Origin of the sequence: uncultured Maribacter sp. (assembly GCF_947500985.1) — a bacterium.
Lineage (GTDB): Bacteria > Bacteroidota > Bacteroidia > Flavobacteriales > Flavobacteriaceae > Maribacter.
This window is the reverse complement of sequence record NZ_CANMTX010000001.1, coordinates 122,274-142,251: the sequence shown is the minus strand read 5'-3', so window position 1 is coordinate 142,251 and position 19,978 is coordinate 122,274. Positions and strand designations below refer to the sequence as shown.

The following is a 19,978-nucleotide window of genomic DNA, read 5'->3' as shown; positions in this document are numbered from 1 at the left end:
CTGTGTTATTTAATTATTGCTGAAATATCCTTTCATGATTCCACGTTGAGAATCACGAATAAATTGCAAAATCTCGTCACGTTCAGGGGTTGCTTCCATCTCCGCTTCAATTATTTGCACAGCTTGAGTGTTGTTATAATTCTTTTGATATAGAATTCTGTAGATATTCTGAATTTCTCTAATTTTATCAGATACAAATCCTCTTCTTCTTAATCCTACAGAATTGATTCCCACATAAGACAAAGGCTCTCTTGCAGCTTTCACATAAGGCGGAACATCTTTTCTCACCAAAGAACCTCCGGTTACAAAAGCATGTTGACCAACAGATACAAATTGATGTACAGCAACCAAACCAGCTAGTATTACATTATCACCAATAGTAACGTGACCTGCTAATGTAGAGTTATTTGAAAATATACAGTTATCCCCTACTAAGCAATCGTGTGCAACATGGCAATATGCCATTATTAGACAATTTTTACCGATAACAGTTTTCATACGATCAGAGGTACCTTTGTGTATGGTAGCACATTCTCTAATAGTGGTATTATCACCGATTTCAACGGTAGTTTCTTCACCATCGTATTTTAAATCTTGTGGAGAAGCAGATATTACTGCACCAGGAAAAATATTACAATTCTTACCAATACGAGCGCCTTCCATTATAGTCACATTTGACCCGATCCAAGTACCATCGCCAATAATAACGTTATTATGGATAGTTGTAAACGGTTCAACTACCACATTTTTGGCAATTTTAGCTCCCGGATGTATATAGGCTAAAGGTTGATTCATTCTATGTTCTTTTAACTATTTGCGCCATTAATTCAGCTTCACTTACTAATTTGTCATTTGCGTATGCATAAGCTTGCATATGACAAATACCTCTTCTAATCGGTGTAATTAAACTACAGTGAAATATTAATGTATCGCCTGGCAATACTTGCCTTTTAAATTTCACTTTATCTATTTTCATAAATAAAGTCAAATAATTTTCTGGGTCCGGTACAGTACTTAAAACTAAAATACCACCTGTTTGCGCCATAGCTTCTACTTGAAGCACACCTGGCATTACAGGTGCTCCTGGAAAGTGACCAACGAAGAAAGGTTCGTTCATCGTCACATTTTTCATACCCACAACATGCGTTTCTGATAGCTCGATTATACGATCTATTAATAAGAAAGGAGGTCTGTGAGGTAGCATATCCATTATCTTATGGATATCCATTAAAGGAGGTAAGCTTAAGTCGTACTTAGGAACTTTATTTCGTTTTTCTAATTTGATGATTTGTGAAAGCTTCTTCGCAAATTGATTGTTTACATAATGACCAGGCTTGTTAGCTATTATCTTACCTCGTATACGTGTACCAATTAATGCTAAATCACCAATAACATCCAATAATTTATGTCTTGCTGCCTCGTTAGGCTGGTGCAATGTCAGATTATCTAAAATACCATTAGCTTTTACAGAAAGCTTCTTTTTATCAAAAGCCTTCTCTAATTTCGTCATGGTAGCCTGAGAAATTTCTTTATCTACATAAACGATAGCATTATTTAAATCACCACCTTTTATTAGTCCGTTTTCCAAAAGCATTTCTAACTCGTGTAGAAAGCTAAATGTACGTGCATTTGAAATTTCAGATTTGAAATCAGAAAGTTTTTCTAATGTAGCGTTTTGGGTTCCTAAAACTTTAGTTCCAAAATCAACCATCGTCATCAATTGATATTCGTCTGATGGTATAATTGTTATTTCACTACCTGTTTTTTCATCCTTAAAAGAAATAACATCTTTAACAATGTATTCTTCACGCTCTGCTTCTTGTTCAACAATACCGGCATTCTCTAAAACTTCTACAAAGAATTTAGAAGAACCATCCATAATTGGTGGCTCTGCAGCATTCAATTCTATAAGTACATTATCTATTTCAAGACCCACCAAAGCCGCCAAAACATGCTCTGAAGTCTGAATTTTTACACCATTTTTTTCTAAATTAGTGCCTCTTTGGGTGTTTATAACTAGGTTAGCATCAGCTGGAATAATTGGTTCTCCTTCTAAATCTACCCTTTTAAATTTATAACCGTGATTTTCATCTGCAGGTAAAAACTTAATGGTAACATTGCTTCCAGTATGTAAACCAACTCCCGTTAGGCTTACTTCTTTACTAATTGTTCTTTGTTTGCTGTTTGTTGTACTCATCGTCAATCTTTCTTTTCTAAGGTGTCGATTCTACTAATTATTCTCGGTAAATTCTTAAAATGAACATATGATTTATTGTAATCACCATAGTTTAAAGCAGGTGATCCCTGTAGCACTTCATTATCCTTAACATTTCTTCCTATACCCGATTGTGCTTGTATTTTTACATTGTCACCAATAATGATATGACCAACAATGCCTACTTGCCCACCGATCATACAATGCTTGCCTATTTTTGTAGAACCCGCAATACCAGTTTGTGCAGCTATAACCGTATGTTCGCCAATTTCAACGTTATGTGCAATCTGTATTTGATTATCTAGCTTCACTCCTTTTCTTAAAATCGTAGAACCTAAAGTAGCCCTATCTATCGTAGTACCGGCACCTATATCAACATTATCTTCTAAAATAACATTACCGGTTTGTGGCACTTTAACAAATTCACCATTTTCATTTGGTGCGAAACCAAATCCGTCAGCACCTAGCACTGAACCACTATTAACAACACAATTGTTACCGATAATAGTTTCTGAATATACTTTGGCTCCAGCAAATAGCGTCACGTTATCTCCTATTTTCACATTATCACCAATGTAAACATTAGGGTACACTTTTACATTATCTCCTAAGGTTACATTATTACCTAAATAAGCAAAAGCACCAATGTAAACATCAGTTCCATAGGTTGCAGTATCCGACTTAAAAATCGGTTCTTCAATACCTACCTTATTGTTTTTGACTTGATTGTAATATTCTAACAACTTAGAAAACGATTTATACGCATCTTCAACCTTAATTAAAGTGGTAAATAAATCTTGTTCTGGAACAAAACTCTTATTGACTATCGTAACCGATGCCTTTGTCTTGTAAATGAATGAAGTATATTTCGGATTAGCTAAAAAAGTAAGGGAGCCTTCTTCGCCTTCCTCGATTTTAGCAAGTTTATGTACGGCTATTTCTGGATTTCCATGCACTTCTCCTTCTAAGATACCTGCAATCTGACCTGCTGTAAATTTCATGAGCGTAAAAGTAAGAAAAATTGTTAAACCCCTTCTTTAGGATAACACATATAATATTTGGTTACCGTTTTTGAAAGTGCATTTAAATTAAGGTGATCAGATAATTTTGCAACGTCCGTAATCTTTCCATTTTTTCTTAAAATGTTGATAGTCTGATGTTGCCTGTCGTATGCTTTATTTTTCAGCTCTCCTCTAAAGACGAAATAAGACGTTTCTTCATCGGTAAGATTATAGTGTGCTTTAACCTTATTAAACTGAGATAAAAACTTACTCTCTGTAACAGGTTCTTTCTTAACCTTAATATGTAACAGTTTTCTATCTATAATCATTTCACAGAGTGATGACAATACAAAATCATCAGAAAACTGCCATTCTTTTAGGGCTGCGAGTATATCAACATCATCTAGCTTTGCGAATTTTGCTAATATTTCGCTATTAAAATTATTAATATCTATATGGTTAGATAAGAAATACTTTAATGCATCACTACAATTTAAAGACTCCCCTTTTTCGATAAGAGAGCGTGCTCTTTTCAATATGCTAATTAGAACACGTTCCGCTACTACAGCTGTTTTATGCAAATAAACTTGCCAATACATAAATCGACGCGCCATTAAAAACTTCTCAACAGAGTAAATACCCTTCTCTTCAATAACCAAATTACCATCAACTACATTTAACATAGTAATTAATCTTTCGGCATTTGTATTACCCTCGGCAACGCCTGTATAGAAACTATCTCTTTTTAAATAGTCTAATCGGTCCATATCTAACTGACTAGACACCAACTGATTTAAGAATTTTTTTGAGTGATTACCCGTAAATATGGATATTGCCTCCGTTAAACTTCCGTTAAATCGCTGATTGAGTTCTTCCATAAATTGAAGCGAAATAAACTCATGGCTTACACCTTCAACAATACTATGCTCCATAGCATGAGAAAAAGGACCATGCCCTATATCGTGTAAAAGAATAGCGATTAATAGTCCGTCTTCTTCACCTTGAGTTATCTCAACCCCTTTAAAACGAAGTACTTGAATAGATTTCTGCATTAAATACATACAACCTAATGCGTGATGAAACCTGGTATGGTGTGCCCCAGGATATACTAAATACGATAACCCCATTTGAGAAATTCTACGAAGCCTTTGAAAGTAAGGATCTGCAATCAGGTCAAAAACGAGCGTACTAGGTATTCTTATAAAACCGTAAATTGGGTCATTAAAGATTTTCAGTTTGTTTGATGTCTTCAATATTGTATTGTCTTTTCTAAAATTAACATTTCAAAGTTATACAAAAGCAATAGGATAGAAATTGATTATCAGTAAAATAATAATACAATGAACAAGATAAAAATATTGTGGGTAGATGATGAAATCGATTTACTCAAGCCACATATCATCTTTTTAGAATCAAAAAATTACAGTGTTATCACCTGCCAAAGCGGACAAGAAGCATTAGAAGAATTAGCCGAAACCAGAGTAGATATCGTTTTTTTAGATGAGAATATGCCTGGTATATCTGGTTTAGAGACACTTTCAGAAATTAAAATAATTGATAATTCTTTACCCGTTGTAATGATTACCAAGAGCGAAGAAGAATCTATAATGGAAGATGCTATCGGTTCTAAAATTGCCGATTATCTTATAAAACCAGTAAATCCGAATCAGATTCTGCTTTCCTTGAAAAAGAATTTAGACCACTCAAGATTGGTTTCTGAGAAGACCACTAGTAACTATCAGCAAGAATTTAGAAAGATTGCGATGGATTTATCTATGGTAAATTCATATCAAGAATGGACAGATTTATATAAAAAATTGATTTATTGGGAATTGCAGTTAGAAGAAATTGAGGACAGCGGAATGTTCGAAATTTTAGAATCTCAAAAAACAGAAGCAAATCAACAATTTGGCAAGTTTGTAGAACGTAATTATGAAGATTGGTTTACCGATACCGATGCCCCCGTAATGTCTCATACTGTATTCAAAGATTGGATAGCGCCGGAAATCAAAGATTCAAAAACATTATTGATAGTTGTTGACAACTTACGTTATGATCAATGGTACGCATTTGAAGATACGGTCAACTCATTTTATAAAAAGAAGAAGGAAGATTCGTATTACAGTATTCTACCAACAGCTACACAATACGCACGTAATGCAATATTCTCTGGTCTGACTCCGCTTGACATGGAGAAAAAATATCCAGAATGGTGGAAAAACGATACCGATGAAGGCGGTAAAAACTTATTTGAAGACAAATTCTTAGGTGCTCAGTTAAAAAGACTCGGTTTAGATTTAAAATGGGAATACCATAAAATTAGTAGCCTAAAACAAGGAAAGCATTTAAGTCAGAATTTCAAAACTCAAAAAGATAATGACTTAACAGTAATCGTTTACAATTTTGTAGATATGCTATCCCATTCCAAAACAGAAATGGAGGTAATTAAAGAATTGGCTTCAAATGATAAATCTTATAGATCTCTAACCACCAGCTGGTTTAAAAACTCACCAATGCTAGAGATTATTCAGCAAGCACAGACATTAGGTATGAAATTGATTATAACCACTGATCATGGTACTATAAATGTAAAATCACCATCTAAAGTAGTTGGTGACCGAGATACAAGTGCTAATCTTCGTTACAAAACCGGAAGAAGCCTTACCTATGAAAAAAACGATGTACTAGCAGCCAAAGATCCAAAATCTATTTATTTGCCTAGTATTAATATGAGCAGTTCTTATATTTTTGCAAAAAATGACTTTTTCTTTGCCTATCCAAATAATTACAACCATTATGTTAGTTACTATAGAAACACTTACCAACATGGCGGCGTTTCGCTAGAAGAAATGATAATACCTTTTGTAGTTTTGGAACCTAAATAGATTTATACCCATGGAATTCATTTATACAGAACACGAGTTGGAAGATATCGCAAAGCAGATAATAAAATCCTCAAGTAGCAAGACATTAGCATTTTACGCCCCTATGGGCGCAGGTAAAACGACATTGATTAAAGCACTTATAAAAGAGTTAGGTAGCAGTGATAATGTGAGCAGCCCTACGTTTGGTTTAGTCAATGAATATGCACTTGAATCTGGTGAATTACTTGGCTATCATTTTGACTTTTATCGCTTAAATGATGAAGAAGAAGCGATGGATATGGGTCTGGATGATTATTTAGCTTCCGGTGGATGGATATTTATGGAATGGCCAGAAAAAATACCAAGTTTAATACCTAATGATGTTCAGAATATAAAAATTGAAATTATTGATGAAGAAACAAGAAAGCTAGTACTCTCGTAATTTGAGAGATTGACATAGAAGTGATAGTTTTTTAAAGATATGAAAATCACACAACCTCAAGAGTGGTTTTATATTGCATTTATTCGATGAAAAACCAAAAATTCGACAAAACGATTTATTAATCCGTTAAAAGACACAATTTTAACGATAAAGGGAGTTTTATTTGTGTATTTTTTCTTACGTTTGTAGGAGAACTAAATATTTAGTATAACCAAAAATCCCTTGAAATGAAAAACAAAAAAACATTCTTAGCATCAATCGCTTTAGGCGTATTCCTTTTAGCAATGGCTGCACCAATTATTGATATTGATAATCAGCAATTAAATATTGAAAAGAGAAAGATTACTAAAAGAATTTAATTCAAAGAATTCTTTCAAAATTAAAGAGCAATTTTATTGCTCTTTTTTTATTTATAATATTTAATAGTTTACATCGTTAGCATATAGTAATACTATAATGCAAATGATAAAGAAAGTCAAAAAAAAGAAAGCTAAAAAGAAGATTTTCCTGGAGTCTCTTTTAGTTTTTTTTATAGCAATTTCTCCTTTCTTATATAAAGGCTATGAATACCTACCCTATAATTCTAATGGAGATTTAACTTTTTTTGGTTTCACGTTAGGAGGTAACGGTTTTTCTGATGCTAAAACTTACGTATGGTTTTTAACAACTAAAGTAGTGCCTCTATATTTAATGATTTTTTGGTTTCTTACTTCTCGAGACTGGTGGTATCATATTATTATTATACCAATAGCAATGTATGCTTTTCAATTATTTGAAGTATTATATGATTCTGATGATGTTGTCGATACTGATAACATATGGTGGTTGATTCCTATTTGCATGATAACCATTCCTTTCGTATATATTATCCGTGTTAAATTGTACGATAAGCACGTACATGGCATTGATTTAGAAGCAATCGAAGCAGAATTAGAAGAACTTAAAAATAAGGGATTCGATAATACAGATAATTTTGATTCGGAAGATAATAGAAAAGAAGTACATCAAGATGAAATTTCTACTATTTCTGAAGATATAAATGAAAAATTATCTACAGGAAACTTAGAGCATATTTTTAAGAATGTTCAAAATCGTATTCAAGGATGGTTACAGCTAAAATCTTAACTATTCAATATCTTTAAAAGTTCAGAAAATTCATTTCTTTAAAAATTGTACATTTGAGTTTCAAGTCATTGATTTGAACAACTCATTAGTAAGTTATGAACCAACCCACTTCCCCTTTTAGTAGACACCAATTGATTCCACAAGAGGAAACCCTAGAGGTTTTGCGTCAAAAAGGAGAATTATTTATTGGTATTCCGAAGGAAAACCAATACCAAGAAAAAAGAATATGCCTTACTCCTGATGCCGTAAATGCAATAACTGCTAATGGGCATCGTGTTTTAATAGAATCTGGCGCTGGCGAAGGCGCTCATTACTCCGATGCCGATTATGTTACTGCTGGTGGAGAAATAACTCGAGACACTAAGAAAGTTTTCGCTTGCCCCCTAATTCTAAAAGTAGAGCCTCCTACCCTAACAGAAATAGAATATATAAATCCGCAGACAACCATCATATCTGCTCTTCAAATCAAAACACAGTATAAAGAATATTTTGAAGAACTAGCAAAAAAGCGAATTACCGCTATTGCATTTGAATACATTCGTGATGAGGAAGGTAAATACCCTGCAGTTCGCTCACTTAGTGAAATTGCCGGTATTTCTTCAGTACTAATTGCTGCCGAATTAATGGCTGCTAATAATAACGGTAACGGATTAATGTTCGGAAACATTAGTGGCGTACCACCCGTAGAAGTGGTGATTATAGGTGCAGGAACTGTTGGTGAATTCGCAGCAAGATCAGCTATAGGTATTGGAGCAAATGTTAAGGTTTTTGATAATTCTATTACCAAACTTAGAAACATACAGACCAACTTAAAACAAACAGTCTACACGTCTACTATTCAACCAAAAAACCTCTTAAAAGCTTTAAAACGATGCGATGTGGCTATCGGAGCAACAAGAGGTAAAGACCGATCGCCCGTTGTAGTAACTAGTACTATGGTAGAGCACATGAAAAAAGGTGCTGTTATCATTGATGTAAGTATTGATACTGGCGGGTGTTTCGAAACTAGCGAAATAACCGACCATAACAAACCCACTAGAAAGAAATTTGATGTCATTCACTATGGTGTACCAAACATTCCGTCTAGATATCCAAAAACAGCATCAGTTAGTATAAGTAACATATTTACTCCTTATTTATTAAAAATTGGAGAAGATGGTGGTTTAGAAAATTCACTCCGTTTTGACAAAGGTTTACGTAACGGACTTTACATGTACCATGGTATATTGACCAATAAGTCTGTAGGCGAATGGTTCGATTTACAATACAGTGACATAAATTTCCTTATTTTTTAGAATACTAAAGACTTTCTTTTTCCTATCCATTTTAAAAGGCATAATTTTGCACTCTTAAAAGTATTGAAGCATGAATATGGATTTTATTAAAAGGTTAGGTTTTTTCTTGGTTGGCTTATCTATTGGCATTGTGTTTCTTACTTTTTTTCTTAAAAAGAAATCTCAAGAAACGGGTGTTTATTTCTGCTACCTACCAGACTGTAGAACATTAAAAGACATTAGATCTAAATCTATGTACTATAGCGATGAAGCAACACAAAAACTAAAAGAGTTTGAATTAGATTCTATTGGGGTTACTTACATTTTAACTGAGGGAGATGTTGATTTTAGCAAAAGTGACACAAAATCTGTTCCCTGCAAAACCTACATTGTAGAGTCTGAATACAAGGAACAAGATTATATATTTACGGTAAGAAACTGTAGAGAAAAAGCTTCAATCGAAAAAGTAGAGCGACAATAAGCATTACTATATTTTTCTACGTTTTCTTTCTGCTTTCAATAATGAAAGCTCTCTACTTGTTTGCCCGGCTACCGATGTATTTTCATCTGCCCTTCTAATTAAATAAGGCATCACATCACGTACTGGTCCAAATGGCAAGTATTTAGCAACATTATATCCATTTGCTGCCAAATTATAAGATATGTGATCACTCATACCATATAACTGTCCGAACCAAACATGATCATTATTTTTTGCAATACCTTTTTTCTCCATCAACTCCATTAAACGATAACAGCTATCTTCATTATGTGTGCCAGAGAATATAGATAATGAATCTAAATTATCTATCATATATTCAATGGTTGCATTAAAATTATCATCGGTCTCAGCTTTAGTCTTACAAATTGGCGAAGTGTACCCTTTTTCTTTGGCGCGATCATTTTCTTTCTCCATATAGGCACCACGCACCACTTTCATTCCAACTAAAAACCCATCACTCTTTGCACGTTCTTGCAAAGATTTCAAATACGACAAGCGATCCCATCTGTAGGTCTGTAATGTATTAAATACAATCCTTTTCTTTTTGTTGTATTTACGCATCATGTCTTCAGCAAGGTTGTCTGCTGCATCTTGCATCCAGCTTTCTTCACCATCAATTAACAATGAAACTTCTAGGTCATGTGCTTTTTTACAAACTTTATCAAACCTATTGACAACACGTTGCCATTCTGCTTCTTCATCTTTGGTGAGCTCTTTTTTTTCGCTTATCTTTTGGTACAAAGCAAAACGACCAAAACCTGTTGGTTTAAAAACAGCAAAAGGTATAGCCTCTTTCTCTTTAACAAAGTCTAAAATGGTTAAGATAACTTCAGTAGCAGAATCAAAGGGGTCCTCCTCTTCTTTACCTTCTACAGAATAATCTAAAACCGAACAAACTCCCTTTTCCCACATTCGATCAACCACCGGTAAACAATCACGTTCATTTACACCACCACAGAAATGATCAAATACTGTAGCTCTAATTAAGCCCTCGACGGGTAAATGAGCCTTAAATGCAAAATTGGTGATTACAGACCCCATTTTAACCAAAGGTTCATTTGAGATCATCTTGAAAAGAAAATAAGCTCTTTCTAATTCTGAATCTGACTTTAGTGCAAAAGCTGTTGCAGTATTTTCAAATATTTGGTCCATTTTATATAATTTCTATAACGATCAAATATAATCACAGAATTTATAATCCTAAGACTAAAAATAACCTTTATTTTGCGGTTAAATAGTCATTAATACTAAGTCAAATTTTCGATGGATTCTATAATTTCAGATTCTTACGCAGTACATTTTAACGAAAATGCTTTTCAAACATTAAACAATCACCTTTCAGAAAAAAAATATTCTACTATTTTTATTCTAGTAGATGAAAACACACATGAGCTTTGTTTGCCAAATTTTATGGCAGAAATTAATGGTGATTATCAGTTTGAAATTATTGAAATTGAATCAGGAGAAATAAACAAAAATATTGAAACATGTGTTGGTGTTTGGGAAGCTTTATCTGAATTAGGTGCTGATCGCAAAAGTATCTTGATAAATTTAGGCGGCGGTGTATTAACTGATATGGGCGGCTTTATAGCGTCAACATTTAAAAGAGGTATTGATTTTATAAATGTACCTACTACCCTATTGTCTATGGTAGACGCATCGGTTGGTGGAAAAACAGGTATTGATTTAGGCGCTTTAAAAAATCAAATTGGCGTCATTAATCAGCCAGTTATGGTACTTGTAGTACCTGATTTTCTTGACACACTAGAAAATAGACAGGTTGTAAGCGGATTTGCAGAAATGCTAAAACACGGTCTTATTCAAGACACAACCTATTGGGAAGCACTGAAAGAAGCTAAGGGTTTAAAGGATATGAAGAGGCACATTCTTACATCTATCCAAATTAAGAACAAGGTGGTGCTTCAAGACCCTACAGAACAAAACATACGTAAGATTTTAAATTACGGACACACGCTTGGCCATGCTATAGAATCTTATTTCTTAGAGAGCGATTCAAAAGAAATGTTATTACATGGAGAGGCAATTGCCATTGGTATGATTCTAGAAGGTTATCTATCAAATAAACTGCTAGGATTATCAGATGAATCTTTAACCGATATAAAAACTACTTTTTTGAATAGATATGATAAAGTAAAGTTTTCAAATGAGGATATCGAAAACATTCTTAAACTAATGAAGTACGACAAGAAAAACTCTCATGGCAAAGTGAATTTTGTGTTGTTAAAATCTATTGGCAATCCCGAATATGACATTGAAATTCCTGTAGAATTATTCACTGAAGCATTCGCATACTACAAAGTTTAAAAAGTTCATATACTCAAAATGGCACTTTCACAACTCTAAAAATTGACTTGTGACAATTATTGCTAGTTTAGTTATAGTTAAACTCAACCTTCTATAAATAAATAAGTTATGATCAAACGCCTTATTGATTACCGTAAGTTAGACCACCAATTAGCTGCACTTTTAATAGAAACCTACCCTTATGGATATGGTGATGAAGACATCATTAGTTTTAAAAATATTAAAGGAGATTATGTTGAAGCAGTAGAATTAAAAACCGCCGATACATTATACCTAGTTAAGATAAGTAAAAGCCTTTCTAATTTCATTGCAAATTTTGAAGAGAACATAGAAAAGGAGTTAGAAACCAAAACACCAGAAGAGGTTATGCAATCGGAAGAAATGACGAAAGCACTTCACCTAAACTTCGAAATTGAATCTGAAGAAGAGCTAGATTAATTAAAATAGCGTTCTTGTAGAATATTTTCATGATGTTTTTGGTGACCACTTATTACCAAACCTAATGCAGCTACAGACCAAGGAATACCACTAGCTGTACCCATTCTTTTTTGATTTACATTTAGCATAGTATCGAACAAACTAATTGAAGAATCACGAACATGAAGATACTCTTTCAATATATCCTCTTTTGTACGTTGGTTGGCATTACTTTCTGTAACGAACATATTATGGTCAAAGCCTGGCAATGAGGTTTTGTCGTTTCTAGATATTCTAAAAGCACGATATTGAAATACACGTTCAGTATCAATTAAGTGAACCAAAACTTCAGCTACAGTCCATTTACCTTCCCCATAGCTGTGTAAAAATTGTTCATCGGTCAAACCTTGAACTAAATCTTCAAAACTTTTTCTACCATTTAATAAAGCAGTTTTTAAATCTTCTTGTTCATCAAGAGTTTTTAAATAAGTACCGTAGAAAAATTGTAATTCGTCTTCTTGTAAATCTTTAACCGTCATTCTGAAAATTGAAAAATTGAAAATTGAAAAAGCCCAATCATATAAGATAACCGGGCTTTATTTAAGTTAGTTGAATAACCTATTATTTATAACTCATTAAAAATAGTATGCATCAAACGTTTTTTATCATTAAAACTTTCTTCTAATGAAATCATCGTTTCTGTTCTACTAATACCATCGATATCATCTATTTTAAAGATAATATTTTTGGCATGCGTAGTATCCTTTGCTCTAATTTTACAGAAAATATTGAATTTACCTGTTGTTATATGTGCAATGGTAACGTTTGGTATTTGATTTAAACGCTCAAGCACGAATTTAGTTTGGTGTGTTTTTTCAAGAAAAATACCTACATATGCTATAAAGGCATAACCAAGTTTCACATAATCTAAAGTAAGTGATGAACCTTTTATGATTCCCGCTTCTTCCATTTTCTTAACTCTTACGTGTACCGTACCGGCAGATATAAGAAGTTTTTTTGCAATATCAGTAAAAGGAGTTCTAGTGTTGTCAATCAACATATCTAGAATTTGGTGGTCTATTTCGTCTAATTTGACTTTGCCCATAGTTGTAAAATTTTTGCCAAAAATAAAAAATAATCACATTAAACTCATTGAAACTTCATTTTTTTTAATGAAAACGTAAATATTATTACATTTTCGAAGAAATAAAACAATAAATATCACGAAAGCAGCTTCAATAAATCATTTTCTTTGAGCCATAAAATATCATTCTCATCATTGCAGTTCAATGTTTTATGTCCGAAAATCTCTGAGGGTTGCTTTTCTAAATGATATAATTCTGGCACAAACTCTACTTTACCGTTATTTAATACCTCTATATACTGTATTTGTACAAGTTCACTTTTGGTAAGCTGATTTTTAATATAATTATCATTTACAACTAAGATATCTACAAACTGTTTACCATTTTCAGGAATAGACAAATACTGTTCTAATGTGTAATCTGAGACAAGATTCTTTGATATCACCTTAATACCTTGTAATAAAGCCTTAAATATAAACACCCTAGTTTTATCTCTATCATAATCTTCTGCATAGTGACCTGCTTCGAACAATATTGTAGGCGTTTCTCTCATTTGAAAAGCATCACCAACGCAATTCGCATTAAAACCATCATCGTACCTACCTACTTGCCCAGGAATTTCTTTTTGCAATTTGTTATTCATTGCCGCAATAAGCTGCATACTTAATTTACGAGATGGCGAAATGTTTCTGTCTTTATCAAAAGCAGGTGCCAAAAAAGAAACGGTTGCAGGTTTACTCGTTTCACCTACATTAAATATAGTTCGCTGGTCATGAAGATTTAAACAATAGTTAGGTTTAAATTCCTCATAAACTGTTTTAAGAACACGACTCTCTGGCTGAGACAAATCTTGTGCATCTCTATTAAGGTCAATTTTATTAGCATTGACCCTTGTATAGTTTCGAGCTCCATCAGGACTTAATATAGGAATAATTTTTAGAGTACAAGATTTAGAAATTTCTGAGACATCAACAATATCTTGTTTTAAGTAGCTCAATAAATCAACAACTGCTTTAGTAGTTGTTGATTCGTTACCATGCATTTGAGACCACATTAAAATTTTATTTGGACCGCTACCAAACGTAATACATTTTATAGATTCATTTCTTACCGATTTTCCAACTACTTCAATTTTAAAAGTAGGCGACAGTGTTTTCAAAAACTCATTTAAATGATCATAGTTAATATACCTGCCAGAAATAGTGGGTACCATTATTTTATTATAATCCAAATCTTTCATTCTACTGATGCTTTAATACCACACAAAAATACTACAGCCTATGTTTACAATTGTAAACATAGTACATTTCGATATGCTCATTATGATTTTAATATAATTTACAATTTTAACTTATTATCTAATTACAATTACAATGTGTTGTAATTCAGTAAGTTATTAAATTTAATATAAACACAAACTTTACATATTTTTCATTTTTAATATGATATCATCAAACGCTTAACATTCTAAATTAAAGAATACATTAACTTTGTAAACATGCTAGACACTACTTCTTTTCTATCAAGATTAAAGACCATTTTAGCGCACAATGAACTATCATCTGCTGCGTTTGCAGATGTTATACAAGTGCAACGATCTAGTATTTCTCACTTACTGAACGGAAGAAACAAACCAAGTTTAGAATTTATCATTAAAGTGGACCAAGCCTTTGCTGAAGTAGATTTGCAATGGCTATTATATGGAACAGGAACTTTTCCTAAAACTGAAACCAACCCTACTCCAGAACCAAAAGACAACAAAGAAGCTTTAGCAAAAGTTACAAGCAAGAAGAACGAAAAAAGTTTAGAACGAATAATAATGTTCTATACTGACGGTACATTTAAAACATACTCTGAGTTTTAAAATCTACTTATAATCACGAACTATTATTGCCTTTTTCTAACCACTTCGTTCCTAATTCCTTTATTTTGCAGTATGAAGAAAAATTTGATTTTAACAGCTGCTCTAGGCTTAGTTCTTTGCTCATGTTACCAACCTGAACGTAATTGCGAAAAGTACAAAACAGGATCTTTTAAGTTCACCTATGAAGTTGGCGACACTATAAAAGAAGGTAAATTCACGAGAACCGAAGATTATAGTGTAGACCATTATGAGAATAAAATAGATAGTGCTACAGTACGTTGGTTCAATGATTGCGAATTCGTTTTACAAGACATTCATAGCAAAACAGCAATTCAATATAAAATTATTAGCACAACCGACTCCTCATACACCTTTCAATACAAAAGCGCCGTAAAGGATCCGAATAAAAAACTAATTGTAAAAACAGGAACAGCAATAAAAACTAAATAATCACTTTCTAAATCTCCTTTAATCCAAATGACCATATCACTATATTAGCCATAACCTATTTTGAAATTACTTTAGGTATTGAAAATATAATCTTCATCTCTATACAGCCAGCGTACTACTTGCGTCTTTTAAAGCAAAAAAATCCCTAATTAAGCAAATGCTTAATTAGGGATTTTTTGTTAATTCTATTAGACTTAAATGATTTATAAATCTAATTAAGCTCTTTTAAGACCTTAATTAGGTCTGTCGAAGGAAACACCAGGGTTTGTTTGTTTCTGTTGCTCAGACAATCGCTGTTGTTGCTTTACGGTCATCGTACTACCGTCATGACTCCATCCTGGAGGGCCGAATATGTACATTAACTTATGGCTTAGTTTTTTTGATTTCTTAGTATCTGCCCAAATATCTTTAAACTCATGCGTAAGAATAACTATAGGGTTGTTAGAATTTGGAGCATGAATTACACCAAATTTAACATCGATATTTTCATCATACTCTTTCCAAGTACCAAAAATCTTATCAAAGAAATTTAAAAATCCCCCATGATTCTTATCTAAATACTCCACATTCTGAGCGTGATGAACTTGGTGCATTGTATGCGTATTGAATATTTTCTCAATGAATCCCATTTTTGGAACATACTGAGAGTGCAATTGAAATTGCCAGAAAGACTCAATCGCTAAACATACAACTACCATCTCTACCGGAAAACCGATTATAGGCATCCAAACATAGAAAAAAGGCTTGTACAACAAAGTGAACCAACCATTACGAATTGCAGTACCAAGATTAAAATTATCAGAAGAGTGATGCACTATATGTGCCGCCCATAGAATACGAATTTCATGATTTGCTCTGTGAAACCAATAATAAGTAAAATCATCTGCTAATTGACAAAGTAACCAAACATACCAAGCATAGCCAAACGACTTATACCCCATGATATTTGTTCTTACACCATCAACCAATGGATTGAATAGCTCATAAGCATACTCAAAAAGAACAACTAATAAAATTACTTTTAATAAAGGACCGATAATGGCAGACCCAATTCCCATAACACTACTAGCTGCAAAATCTTTCCAATCATAAAGATCATCATCTCCATGAGTTTTGCTGTAGGTCAATTCTAATAAAATAAAGGCAATAAAGGCTGGTGCGCCATACACCAGGGGGTTAGTGAAATCCATTAATTAAAATTTTTTGTAAAGGTAGTTATAAAAGCAATTATTCTTTGAATTTGTCTAATCTTAACATTCTATCTCACGATAAGACTTCTCAATAATTAAACAGTTTAATTACTTTTTACTTTTAAGTATGGCATTTTGCTCTTGCAACAGTTGCTCCATACTAGATAGCAAGGCTATGTTTTTTGGAGTTTCTACTTCTTTGTTTGATGGATCTTCAGATTTCTCTTTAAACCTATTTATAAATTTTACCATAACAAAAATGGTCAGGGCTATGATTCCAAAATCTATTAGAGACTCTATTAGTTCACCATAACCAATAGCTACCTCCTCTACCGAATCAGAAACTTCCCTAAGAATCCATTTTTTATTTGAAAGATTAACATCATCTGTCAATAAAGAAAGTGGAGGCATAATTATAGCGGATACAATAGTACTTACAACTTTGTTAAATGCGGTCCCTATAATAATACCGACAGCTAAGTCTATCATATTGCCTTTAATGGCAAAATTCTTAAACTCTTCGAAAAATTTTTTCATAATTCCGACTAATCAAATAATGTTGGTTCATCTGCAGATTCATCATCTTCATTTTTAGAATTCTCAGCATCATCACCAGATGCTACAGATTCTTCATCTACAACTTCAATATTCTCAACTTCTTCTGGAACCATTGGCTCATGTGGCAATGGATCAAGAAGATTTATGTTTTTAACCTTCTCTGTAATAAACTGATTACCTAAAGCTTTAATACCTTTAATCGATATAAAATCTTCAACATCAACAGATTCATTATCCTTCGCTTCTTTACCTCTAGGCTTAGGAAATTCAATTTCTACCATTGGTTTCCAGTCCGTAGATACAAGCTCTAAATATGATTTTGGATGCTCTGAAATAAACAATTCTTCTTTATTTTCACTTTCAATCAAAAATCTTTTGATATAAAAACGTTCTTTTTCACCTTCCCAATAAATAGCAGAAATCGGTTTCTCTGGTATCCATTTCTCTAACACAATCATATCATCATCGAAATGAGAAGTCAATACAGGTAAAAAGGTTTTTGCAATTCCTTTCTGATTAATAACTAATAACAAGTCATCGCCCTTAAACTCCCCTAGCAATTCTCCTCTACCGTCAACATTCAATCTACGCACAACATTATCGAACCAAATTTTTCTTGGCTTCAGTGTAGACACTCCTTTTTCCTTTAATTCGATTCGCTTAACAGAATATTTAGTAACAATATTTCCTTTCGAAGCTCTTCCTTTAATCAGGACATCTGAAAAATCAATATCCCATTTCAATTTCTTAACACTACCCACCTGACGAAGTAAAACTGTTATTACTTCAGCCTCTCCGTTTGGATTAGCAGAGAAATATAACACCTGTGAACCAGCCTTACCAGTGGTTAAATCGTACTCTCTATCTCTGGTCATGCTGGTAACATTAAAACGCTTAATGTATGTAGCACCGCCTTTGCCGTCCTTATAAACAAGGTTATAGGTCGTGCGTTTATCTTTTTTCTTGAATACCGCGACATGAATAATACCCTTGCCCACAAAGATTTTAGAATCAACTTTTGATACCATCATTTTACCTTCATTTGTAATCATGATAATATCATCAATATCACTACAATCAGTAACATATTCATCTTTCTTTAATGATGTACCAACAAAGCCTTCATCTCTATTTACATATAGCTTCGTATTCCTGATAGCAACTTTAGTAGCTTCAATATCATCAAATACACGAATTTCGGTTAGACGACCTCTATCTTTACCGTAGGTTGCTTTAAGGTTCTTGAAGTAATTAATTGCAAATTCAATAAGATTAGCCAAATGATGCTTTACTTCCGCAATACGCTCTTGCAAGCTCTCTAAATGCTGCTGAGCTTTATCTAAATCGAACTTTGAAATTCTCTTTATACGTATCTCGGTAAGTCTGGTAATATCTTCTTCGGTAACTGCTCGTTTGAGATGTTTTGTAAATGGCGCTAAACCTTTATCGATTGCAGCAATTACACCTTCCCAAGTTTCCTCTTCTTCAATATCTCGGTAAATACGATTTTCAATAAAAATTCTTTCTAGCGAAGCAAAGTGCCATTGCTCTTCTAACTCCTTAAGTTGAATTTCGAGTTCTTGCTTCAATAATTCTACCGTAGAATCGGTAGACCTTCTAAGCATTTCTGTAACCCCAATAAACAATGGTTTGTTATCTTCAATAATACACCCAAGCGGAGAAATAGAAGATTCACAGGCTGTAAAAGCATACAAAGCATCGATGGTTCTATCTGGAGAAATACCAGGTGGAAGATGTACTAAAATCTCAACATCTGCAGCGGTATTGTCTTCAATTTTTTTAATTTTTATCTTGCCTTTTTCATTAGCTTTTAAGATAGACTCTATTAAACTACCAGTATTAGTACCATAAGGTATTTCATTGATTACTAGTGTATTCTTATCTAACTGAGATATTTTTGCACGAACCCTAATTTTACCACCTCTGAGTCCGTCATTATAATTCGTAACATCTATAATACCTGCGGTCGGAAAATCGGGATAAATCTTAAATCGTTGTCCCTTTAAATGCTTAATAGAAGCATCAATAAGCTCAATAAAGTTATGAGCCAATACTTTGGTAGATAAACCAACAGCAATACCCTCTGCACCTTGAGCTAATAATAAAGGAAATTTTACAGGAAAATTTACCGGCTCTTTCTTTCTGCCATCATATGACATTTGCCACTCGGTAATTTTGGGGCTAAATATAACTTCTAAAGCAAACTTAGAAAGTCTGGCTTCAATATACCTTGACGCAGCAGCCCTATCGCCAGTAAGAATGTTACCCCAGTTACCTTGAGTATCTATTAACAGGTCTTTCTGACCAATTTGCACCATGGCATCTGCAATACTAGCATCACCATGAGGGTGATACTGCATGGTATGACCAACTACGTTAGCTACTTTGTTATAACGACCATCATCAAGCTCCTTTAAAGAATGCATGATACGTCGTTGCACAGGTTTGAATCCGTCTTCAATAGCAGGTACCGCTCGTTCTAAGATTACGTAAGATGCGTAATCTAAAAACCAATCTTTATACATACCAGACACCCTGGTCAATGCTTCAGATGAGTCAATATTAGTACTGTTTTCTTCGGAAAGGCTTTCGTTTATTTCCTCGTTCAAATCGTCATTTTCCTCCATTCAGAAGCAATCGTATTA

21 protein-coding genes are annotated in these 19,978 nt (G+C 33.3%); 10 read left to right on the top strand and 11 right to left on the bottom strand.

Translation table 11 applies throughout. From position 1 onward, the window contains the following. Positions 1–9: 9 nt before the first annotated feature. The 4 genes from lpxA to Q0871_RS00580 are packed head-to-tail and all read right to left on the bottom strand — an operon-like array spanning position 10 to position 4,469. The gene (gene lpxA / locus Q0871_RS00595) at positions 10–795 is read right to left on the bottom strand and encodes an acyl-ACP--UDP-N-acetylglucosamine O-acyltransferase (protein WP_133687493.1); all 786 of its coding nucleotides are present in this window, start codon (positions 793–795) and stop codon (positions 10–12) included. Between the two features lies 1 nt (position 796). After that, entirely contained in the window at positions 797–2,197 is a 1,401-nt protein-coding gene (locus Q0871_RS00590; protein ID WP_299317016.1) for a bifunctional UDP-3-O-[3-hydroxymyristoyl] N-acetylglucosamine deacetylase/3-hydroxyacyl-ACP dehydratase, read from the bottom strand. A 2-nt stretch (positions 2,198–2,199) separates the two neighbouring features. Next, a complete protein-coding gene (lpxD, locus tag Q0871_RS00585; protein ID WP_299317014.1) occupies positions 2,200–3,216 on the bottom strand; it encodes a UDP-3-O-(3-hydroxymyristoyl)glucosamine N-acyltransferase in 1,017 nt (338 codons plus the stop codon). Positions 3,217–3,239: 23 nt separating this feature from the next. After that, positions 3,240–4,469 (bottom strand): HD domain-containing protein, encoded by a 1,230-nt coding sequence (locus Q0871_RS00580; RefSeq protein WP_299317012.1) that lies wholly within the window; start codon positions 4,467–4,469, stop codon positions 3,240–3,242. An 87-nt stretch (positions 4,470–4,556) separates the two neighbouring features. Between Q0871_RS00580 and Q0871_RS00575 the strand changes: the two genes are divergently transcribed. From Q0871_RS00575 to Q0871_RS00550, 6 genes are all read left to right on the top strand, one after another. Beyond that, a complete protein-coding gene (locus tag Q0871_RS00575) occupies positions 4,557–6,101 on the top strand; it encodes a PglZ domain-containing protein (RefSeq protein ID WP_299317009.1) in 1,545 nt (514 codons plus the stop codon). A gap of 10 nt (positions 6,102–6,111) precedes the next feature. Then, positions 6,112–6,522, top strand: a complete 411-nt coding sequence (gene tsaE / locus Q0871_RS00570; protein ID WP_299317006.1) for a tRNA (adenosine(37)-N6)-threonylcarbamoyltransferase complex ATPase subunit type 1 TsaE — start codon at positions 6,112–6,114, stop codon at positions 6,520–6,522. A gap of 227 nt (positions 6,523–6,749) precedes the next feature. After that, the gene (locus tag Q0871_RS00565) at positions 6,750–6,881 is read left to right on the top strand and encodes a hypothetical protein (protein ID WP_299317003.1); all 132 of its coding nucleotides are present in this window, start codon (positions 6,750–6,752) and stop codon (positions 6,879–6,881) included. A gap of 103 nt (positions 6,882–6,984) precedes the next feature. Further along, on the top strand, positions 6,985–7,647 hold the full coding sequence (locus Q0871_RS00560; RefSeq protein WP_299317001.1) for a hypothetical protein: 663 nt from the start codon (positions 6,985–6,987) through the stop codon (positions 7,645–7,647). A 95-nt stretch (positions 7,648–7,742) separates the two neighbouring features. Next, the gene (locus Q0871_RS00555; protein ID WP_299316998.1) at positions 7,743–8,942 is read left to right on the top strand and encodes an alanine dehydrogenase; all 1,200 of its coding nucleotides are present in this window, start codon (positions 7,743–7,745) and stop codon (positions 8,940–8,942) included. A gap of 76 nt (positions 8,943–9,018) precedes the next feature. Then, the gene (locus tag Q0871_RS00550; RefSeq protein ID WP_299316995.1) at positions 9,019–9,402 is read left to right on the top strand and encodes a DUF4258 domain-containing protein; all 384 of its coding nucleotides are present in this window, start codon (positions 9,019–9,021) and stop codon (positions 9,400–9,402) included. A gap of 6 nt (positions 9,403–9,408) precedes the next feature. Here Q0871_RS00550 and Q0871_RS00545 read toward each other — a convergent pair whose 3' ends face one another. After that, entirely contained in the window at positions 9,409–10,575 is a 1,167-nt protein-coding gene (locus Q0871_RS00545) for a proline dehydrogenase family protein (protein WP_299316992.1), read from the bottom strand. Positions 10,576–10,686: 111 nt separating this feature from the next. Here Q0871_RS00545 and aroB point away from each other — a divergent pair, with 111 nt between their 5' ends. Together aroB and Q0871_RS00535 are read left to right on the top strand one after the other, a co-directional pair. Then, on the top strand, positions 10,687–11,748 hold the full coding sequence (aroB, locus tag Q0871_RS00540) for a 3-dehydroquinate synthase (protein WP_299316989.1): 1,062 nt from the start codon (positions 10,687–10,689) through the stop codon (positions 11,746–11,748). Between the two features lie 108 nt (positions 11,749–11,856). Then, positions 11,857–12,186, top strand: a complete 330-nt coding sequence (locus Q0871_RS00535; RefSeq protein ID WP_299316987.1) for a hypothetical protein — start codon at positions 11,857–11,859, stop codon at positions 12,184–12,186. On the opposite strand, the gene Q0871_RS00530 is transcribed toward Q0871_RS00535, so the two are convergent. From Q0871_RS00530 to Q0871_RS00520, 3 genes are all read right to left on the bottom strand, one after another. Continuing rightward, entirely contained in the window at positions 12,183–12,704 is a 522-nt protein-coding gene (locus tag Q0871_RS00530; protein ID WP_299316985.1) for a DinB family protein, read from the bottom strand. The two genes, Q0871_RS00535 and Q0871_RS00530, sit on opposite strands and share 4 nt — an antisense overlap. Before the next feature lie 86 nt (positions 12,705–12,790). Next, the gene (locus Q0871_RS00525; protein WP_027066901.1) at positions 12,791–13,270 is read right to left on the bottom strand and encodes a winged helix-turn-helix transcriptional regulator; all 480 of its coding nucleotides are present in this window, start codon (positions 13,268–13,270) and stop codon (positions 12,791–12,793) included. Between the two features lie 116 nt (positions 13,271–13,386). After that, positions 13,387–14,490, bottom strand: coding sequence for a M14 metallopeptidase family protein (locus Q0871_RS00520; protein ID WP_299316979.1), 1,104 nt, complete (start codon positions 14,488–14,490; stop codon positions 13,387–13,389). 258 nt (positions 14,491–14,748) lie between these two features. Here Q0871_RS00520 and Q0871_RS00515 point away from each other — a divergent pair, with 258 nt between their 5' ends. Together Q0871_RS00515 and Q0871_RS00510 are read left to right on the top strand one after the other, a co-directional pair. Next, positions 14,749–15,114 carry a helix-turn-helix transcriptional regulator gene (locus Q0871_RS00515; protein WP_299316976.1) on the top strand — a complete coding sequence of 122 codons (366 nt, stop codon included), beginning with the start codon at positions 14,749–14,751 and terminating at the stop codon, positions 15,112–15,114. 72 nt (positions 15,115–15,186) lie between these two features. Next, a complete protein-coding gene (locus Q0871_RS00510) occupies positions 15,187–15,564 on the top strand; it encodes a hypothetical protein (protein ID WP_299316974.1) in 378 nt (125 codons plus the stop codon). Between the two features lie 233 nt (positions 15,565–15,797). Here the strand turns inward: Q0871_RS00510 and Q0871_RS00505 are convergent, their stop codons facing one another. From Q0871_RS00505 to Q0871_RS00495, 3 genes are all read right to left on the bottom strand, one after another. Beyond that, positions 15,798–16,754, bottom strand: coding sequence for a sterol desaturase family protein (locus tag Q0871_RS00505; RefSeq protein WP_299316972.1), 957 nt, complete (start codon positions 16,752–16,754; stop codon positions 15,798–15,800). Between the two features lie 108 nt (positions 16,755–16,862). Next, complete coding sequence (gene mscL, locus Q0871_RS00500; protein WP_299316969.1) at positions 16,863–17,291, bottom strand: large-conductance mechanosensitive channel protein MscL; 429 nt, start codon at positions 17,289–17,291, stop codon at positions 16,863–16,865. Positions 17,292–17,299: 8 nt separating this feature from the next. Continuing rightward, positions 17,300–19,960 (bottom strand): DNA gyrase/topoisomerase IV subunit A, encoded by a 2,661-nt coding sequence (locus tag Q0871_RS00495; RefSeq protein WP_299316966.1) that lies wholly within the window; start codon positions 19,958–19,960, stop codon positions 17,300–17,302. Between the last annotated feature and the right edge of the window lie 18 nt (positions 19,961–19,978).

Excerpts from the sequence above, each read along its gene's own strand:
- Q0871_RS00510 (WP_299316974.1), top strand. The coding sequence starts at position 15,187 with ATGAAGAAAAATTTGATTTTAACAGCTGCTCTAGGCTTAGTTCTTTGC.
- Q0871_RS00520 (WP_299316979.1), bottom strand. The coding sequence starts at position 14,490 with ATGAAAGATTTGGATTATAATAAAATAATGGTACCCACTATTTCTGGC.
- tsaE (WP_299317006.1), top strand. The coding sequence starts at position 6,112 with ATGGAATTCATTTATACAGAACACGAGTTGGAAGATATCGCAAAGCAG.
- aroB (WP_299316989.1), top strand. The coding sequence starts at position 10,687 with ATGGATTCTATAATTTCAGATTCTTACGCAGTACATTTTAACGAAAAT.
- lpxA (WP_133687493.1), bottom strand. The coding sequence starts at position 795 with ATGAATCAACCTTTAGCCTATATACATCCGGGAGCTAAAATTGCCAAA.
- Q0871_RS00590 (WP_299317016.1), bottom strand. The coding sequence starts at position 2,197 with ATGAGTACAACAAACAGCAAACAAAGAACAATTAGTAAAGAAGTAAGC.
- Q0871_RS00550 (WP_299316995.1), top strand. The coding sequence starts at position 9,019 with ATGGATTTTATTAAAAGGTTAGGTTTTTTCTTGGTTGGCTTATCTATT.
- Q0871_RS00555 (WP_299316998.1), top strand. The coding sequence starts at position 7,743 with ATGAACCAACCCACTTCCCCTTTTAGTAGACACCAATTGATTCCACAA.
- Q0871_RS00565 (WP_299317003.1), top strand. The coding sequence starts at position 6,750 with ATGAAAAACAAAAAAACATTCTTAGCATCAATCGCTTTAGGCGTATTC.
- Q0871_RS00495 (WP_299316966.1), bottom strand. The coding sequence starts at position 19,960 with ATGGAGGAAAATGACGATTTGAACGAGGAAATAAACGAAAGCCTTTCC.
- Q0871_RS00530 (WP_299316985.1), bottom strand. The coding sequence starts at position 12,704 with ATGACGGTTAAAGATTTACAAGAAGACGAATTACAATTTTTCTACGGT.
- Q0871_RS00525 (WP_027066901.1), bottom strand. The coding sequence starts at position 13,270 with ATGGGCAAAGTCAAATTAGACGAAATAGACCACCAAATTCTAGATATG.
- Q0871_RS00535 (WP_299316987.1), top strand. The coding sequence starts at position 11,857 with ATGATCAAACGCCTTATTGATTACCGTAAGTTAGACCACCAATTAGCT.
- lpxD (WP_299317014.1), bottom strand. The coding sequence starts at position 3,216 with ATGAAATTTACAGCAGGTCAGATTGCAGGTATCTTAGAAGGAGAAGTG.
- Q0871_RS00560 (WP_299317001.1), top strand. The coding sequence starts at position 6,985 with ATGATAAAGAAAGTCAAAAAAAAGAAAGCTAAAAAGAAGATTTTCCTG.
- Q0871_RS00575 (WP_299317009.1), top strand. The coding sequence starts at position 4,557 with ATGAACAAGATAAAAATATTGTGGGTAGATGATGAAATCGATTTACTC.
- Q0871_RS00545 (WP_299316992.1), bottom strand. The coding sequence starts at position 10,575 with ATGGACCAAATATTTGAAAATACTGCAACAGCTTTTGCACTAAAGTCA.
- Q0871_RS00515 (WP_299316976.1), top strand. The coding sequence starts at position 14,749 with ATGCTAGACACTACTTCTTTTCTATCAAGATTAAAGACCATTTTAGCG.
- mscL (WP_299316969.1), bottom strand. The coding sequence starts at position 17,291 with ATGAAAAAATTTTTCGAAGAGTTTAAGAATTTTGCCATTAAAGGCAAT.
- Q0871_RS00505 (WP_299316972.1), bottom strand. The coding sequence starts at position 16,754 with ATGGATTTCACTAACCCCCTGGTGTATGGCGCACCAGCCTTTATTGCC.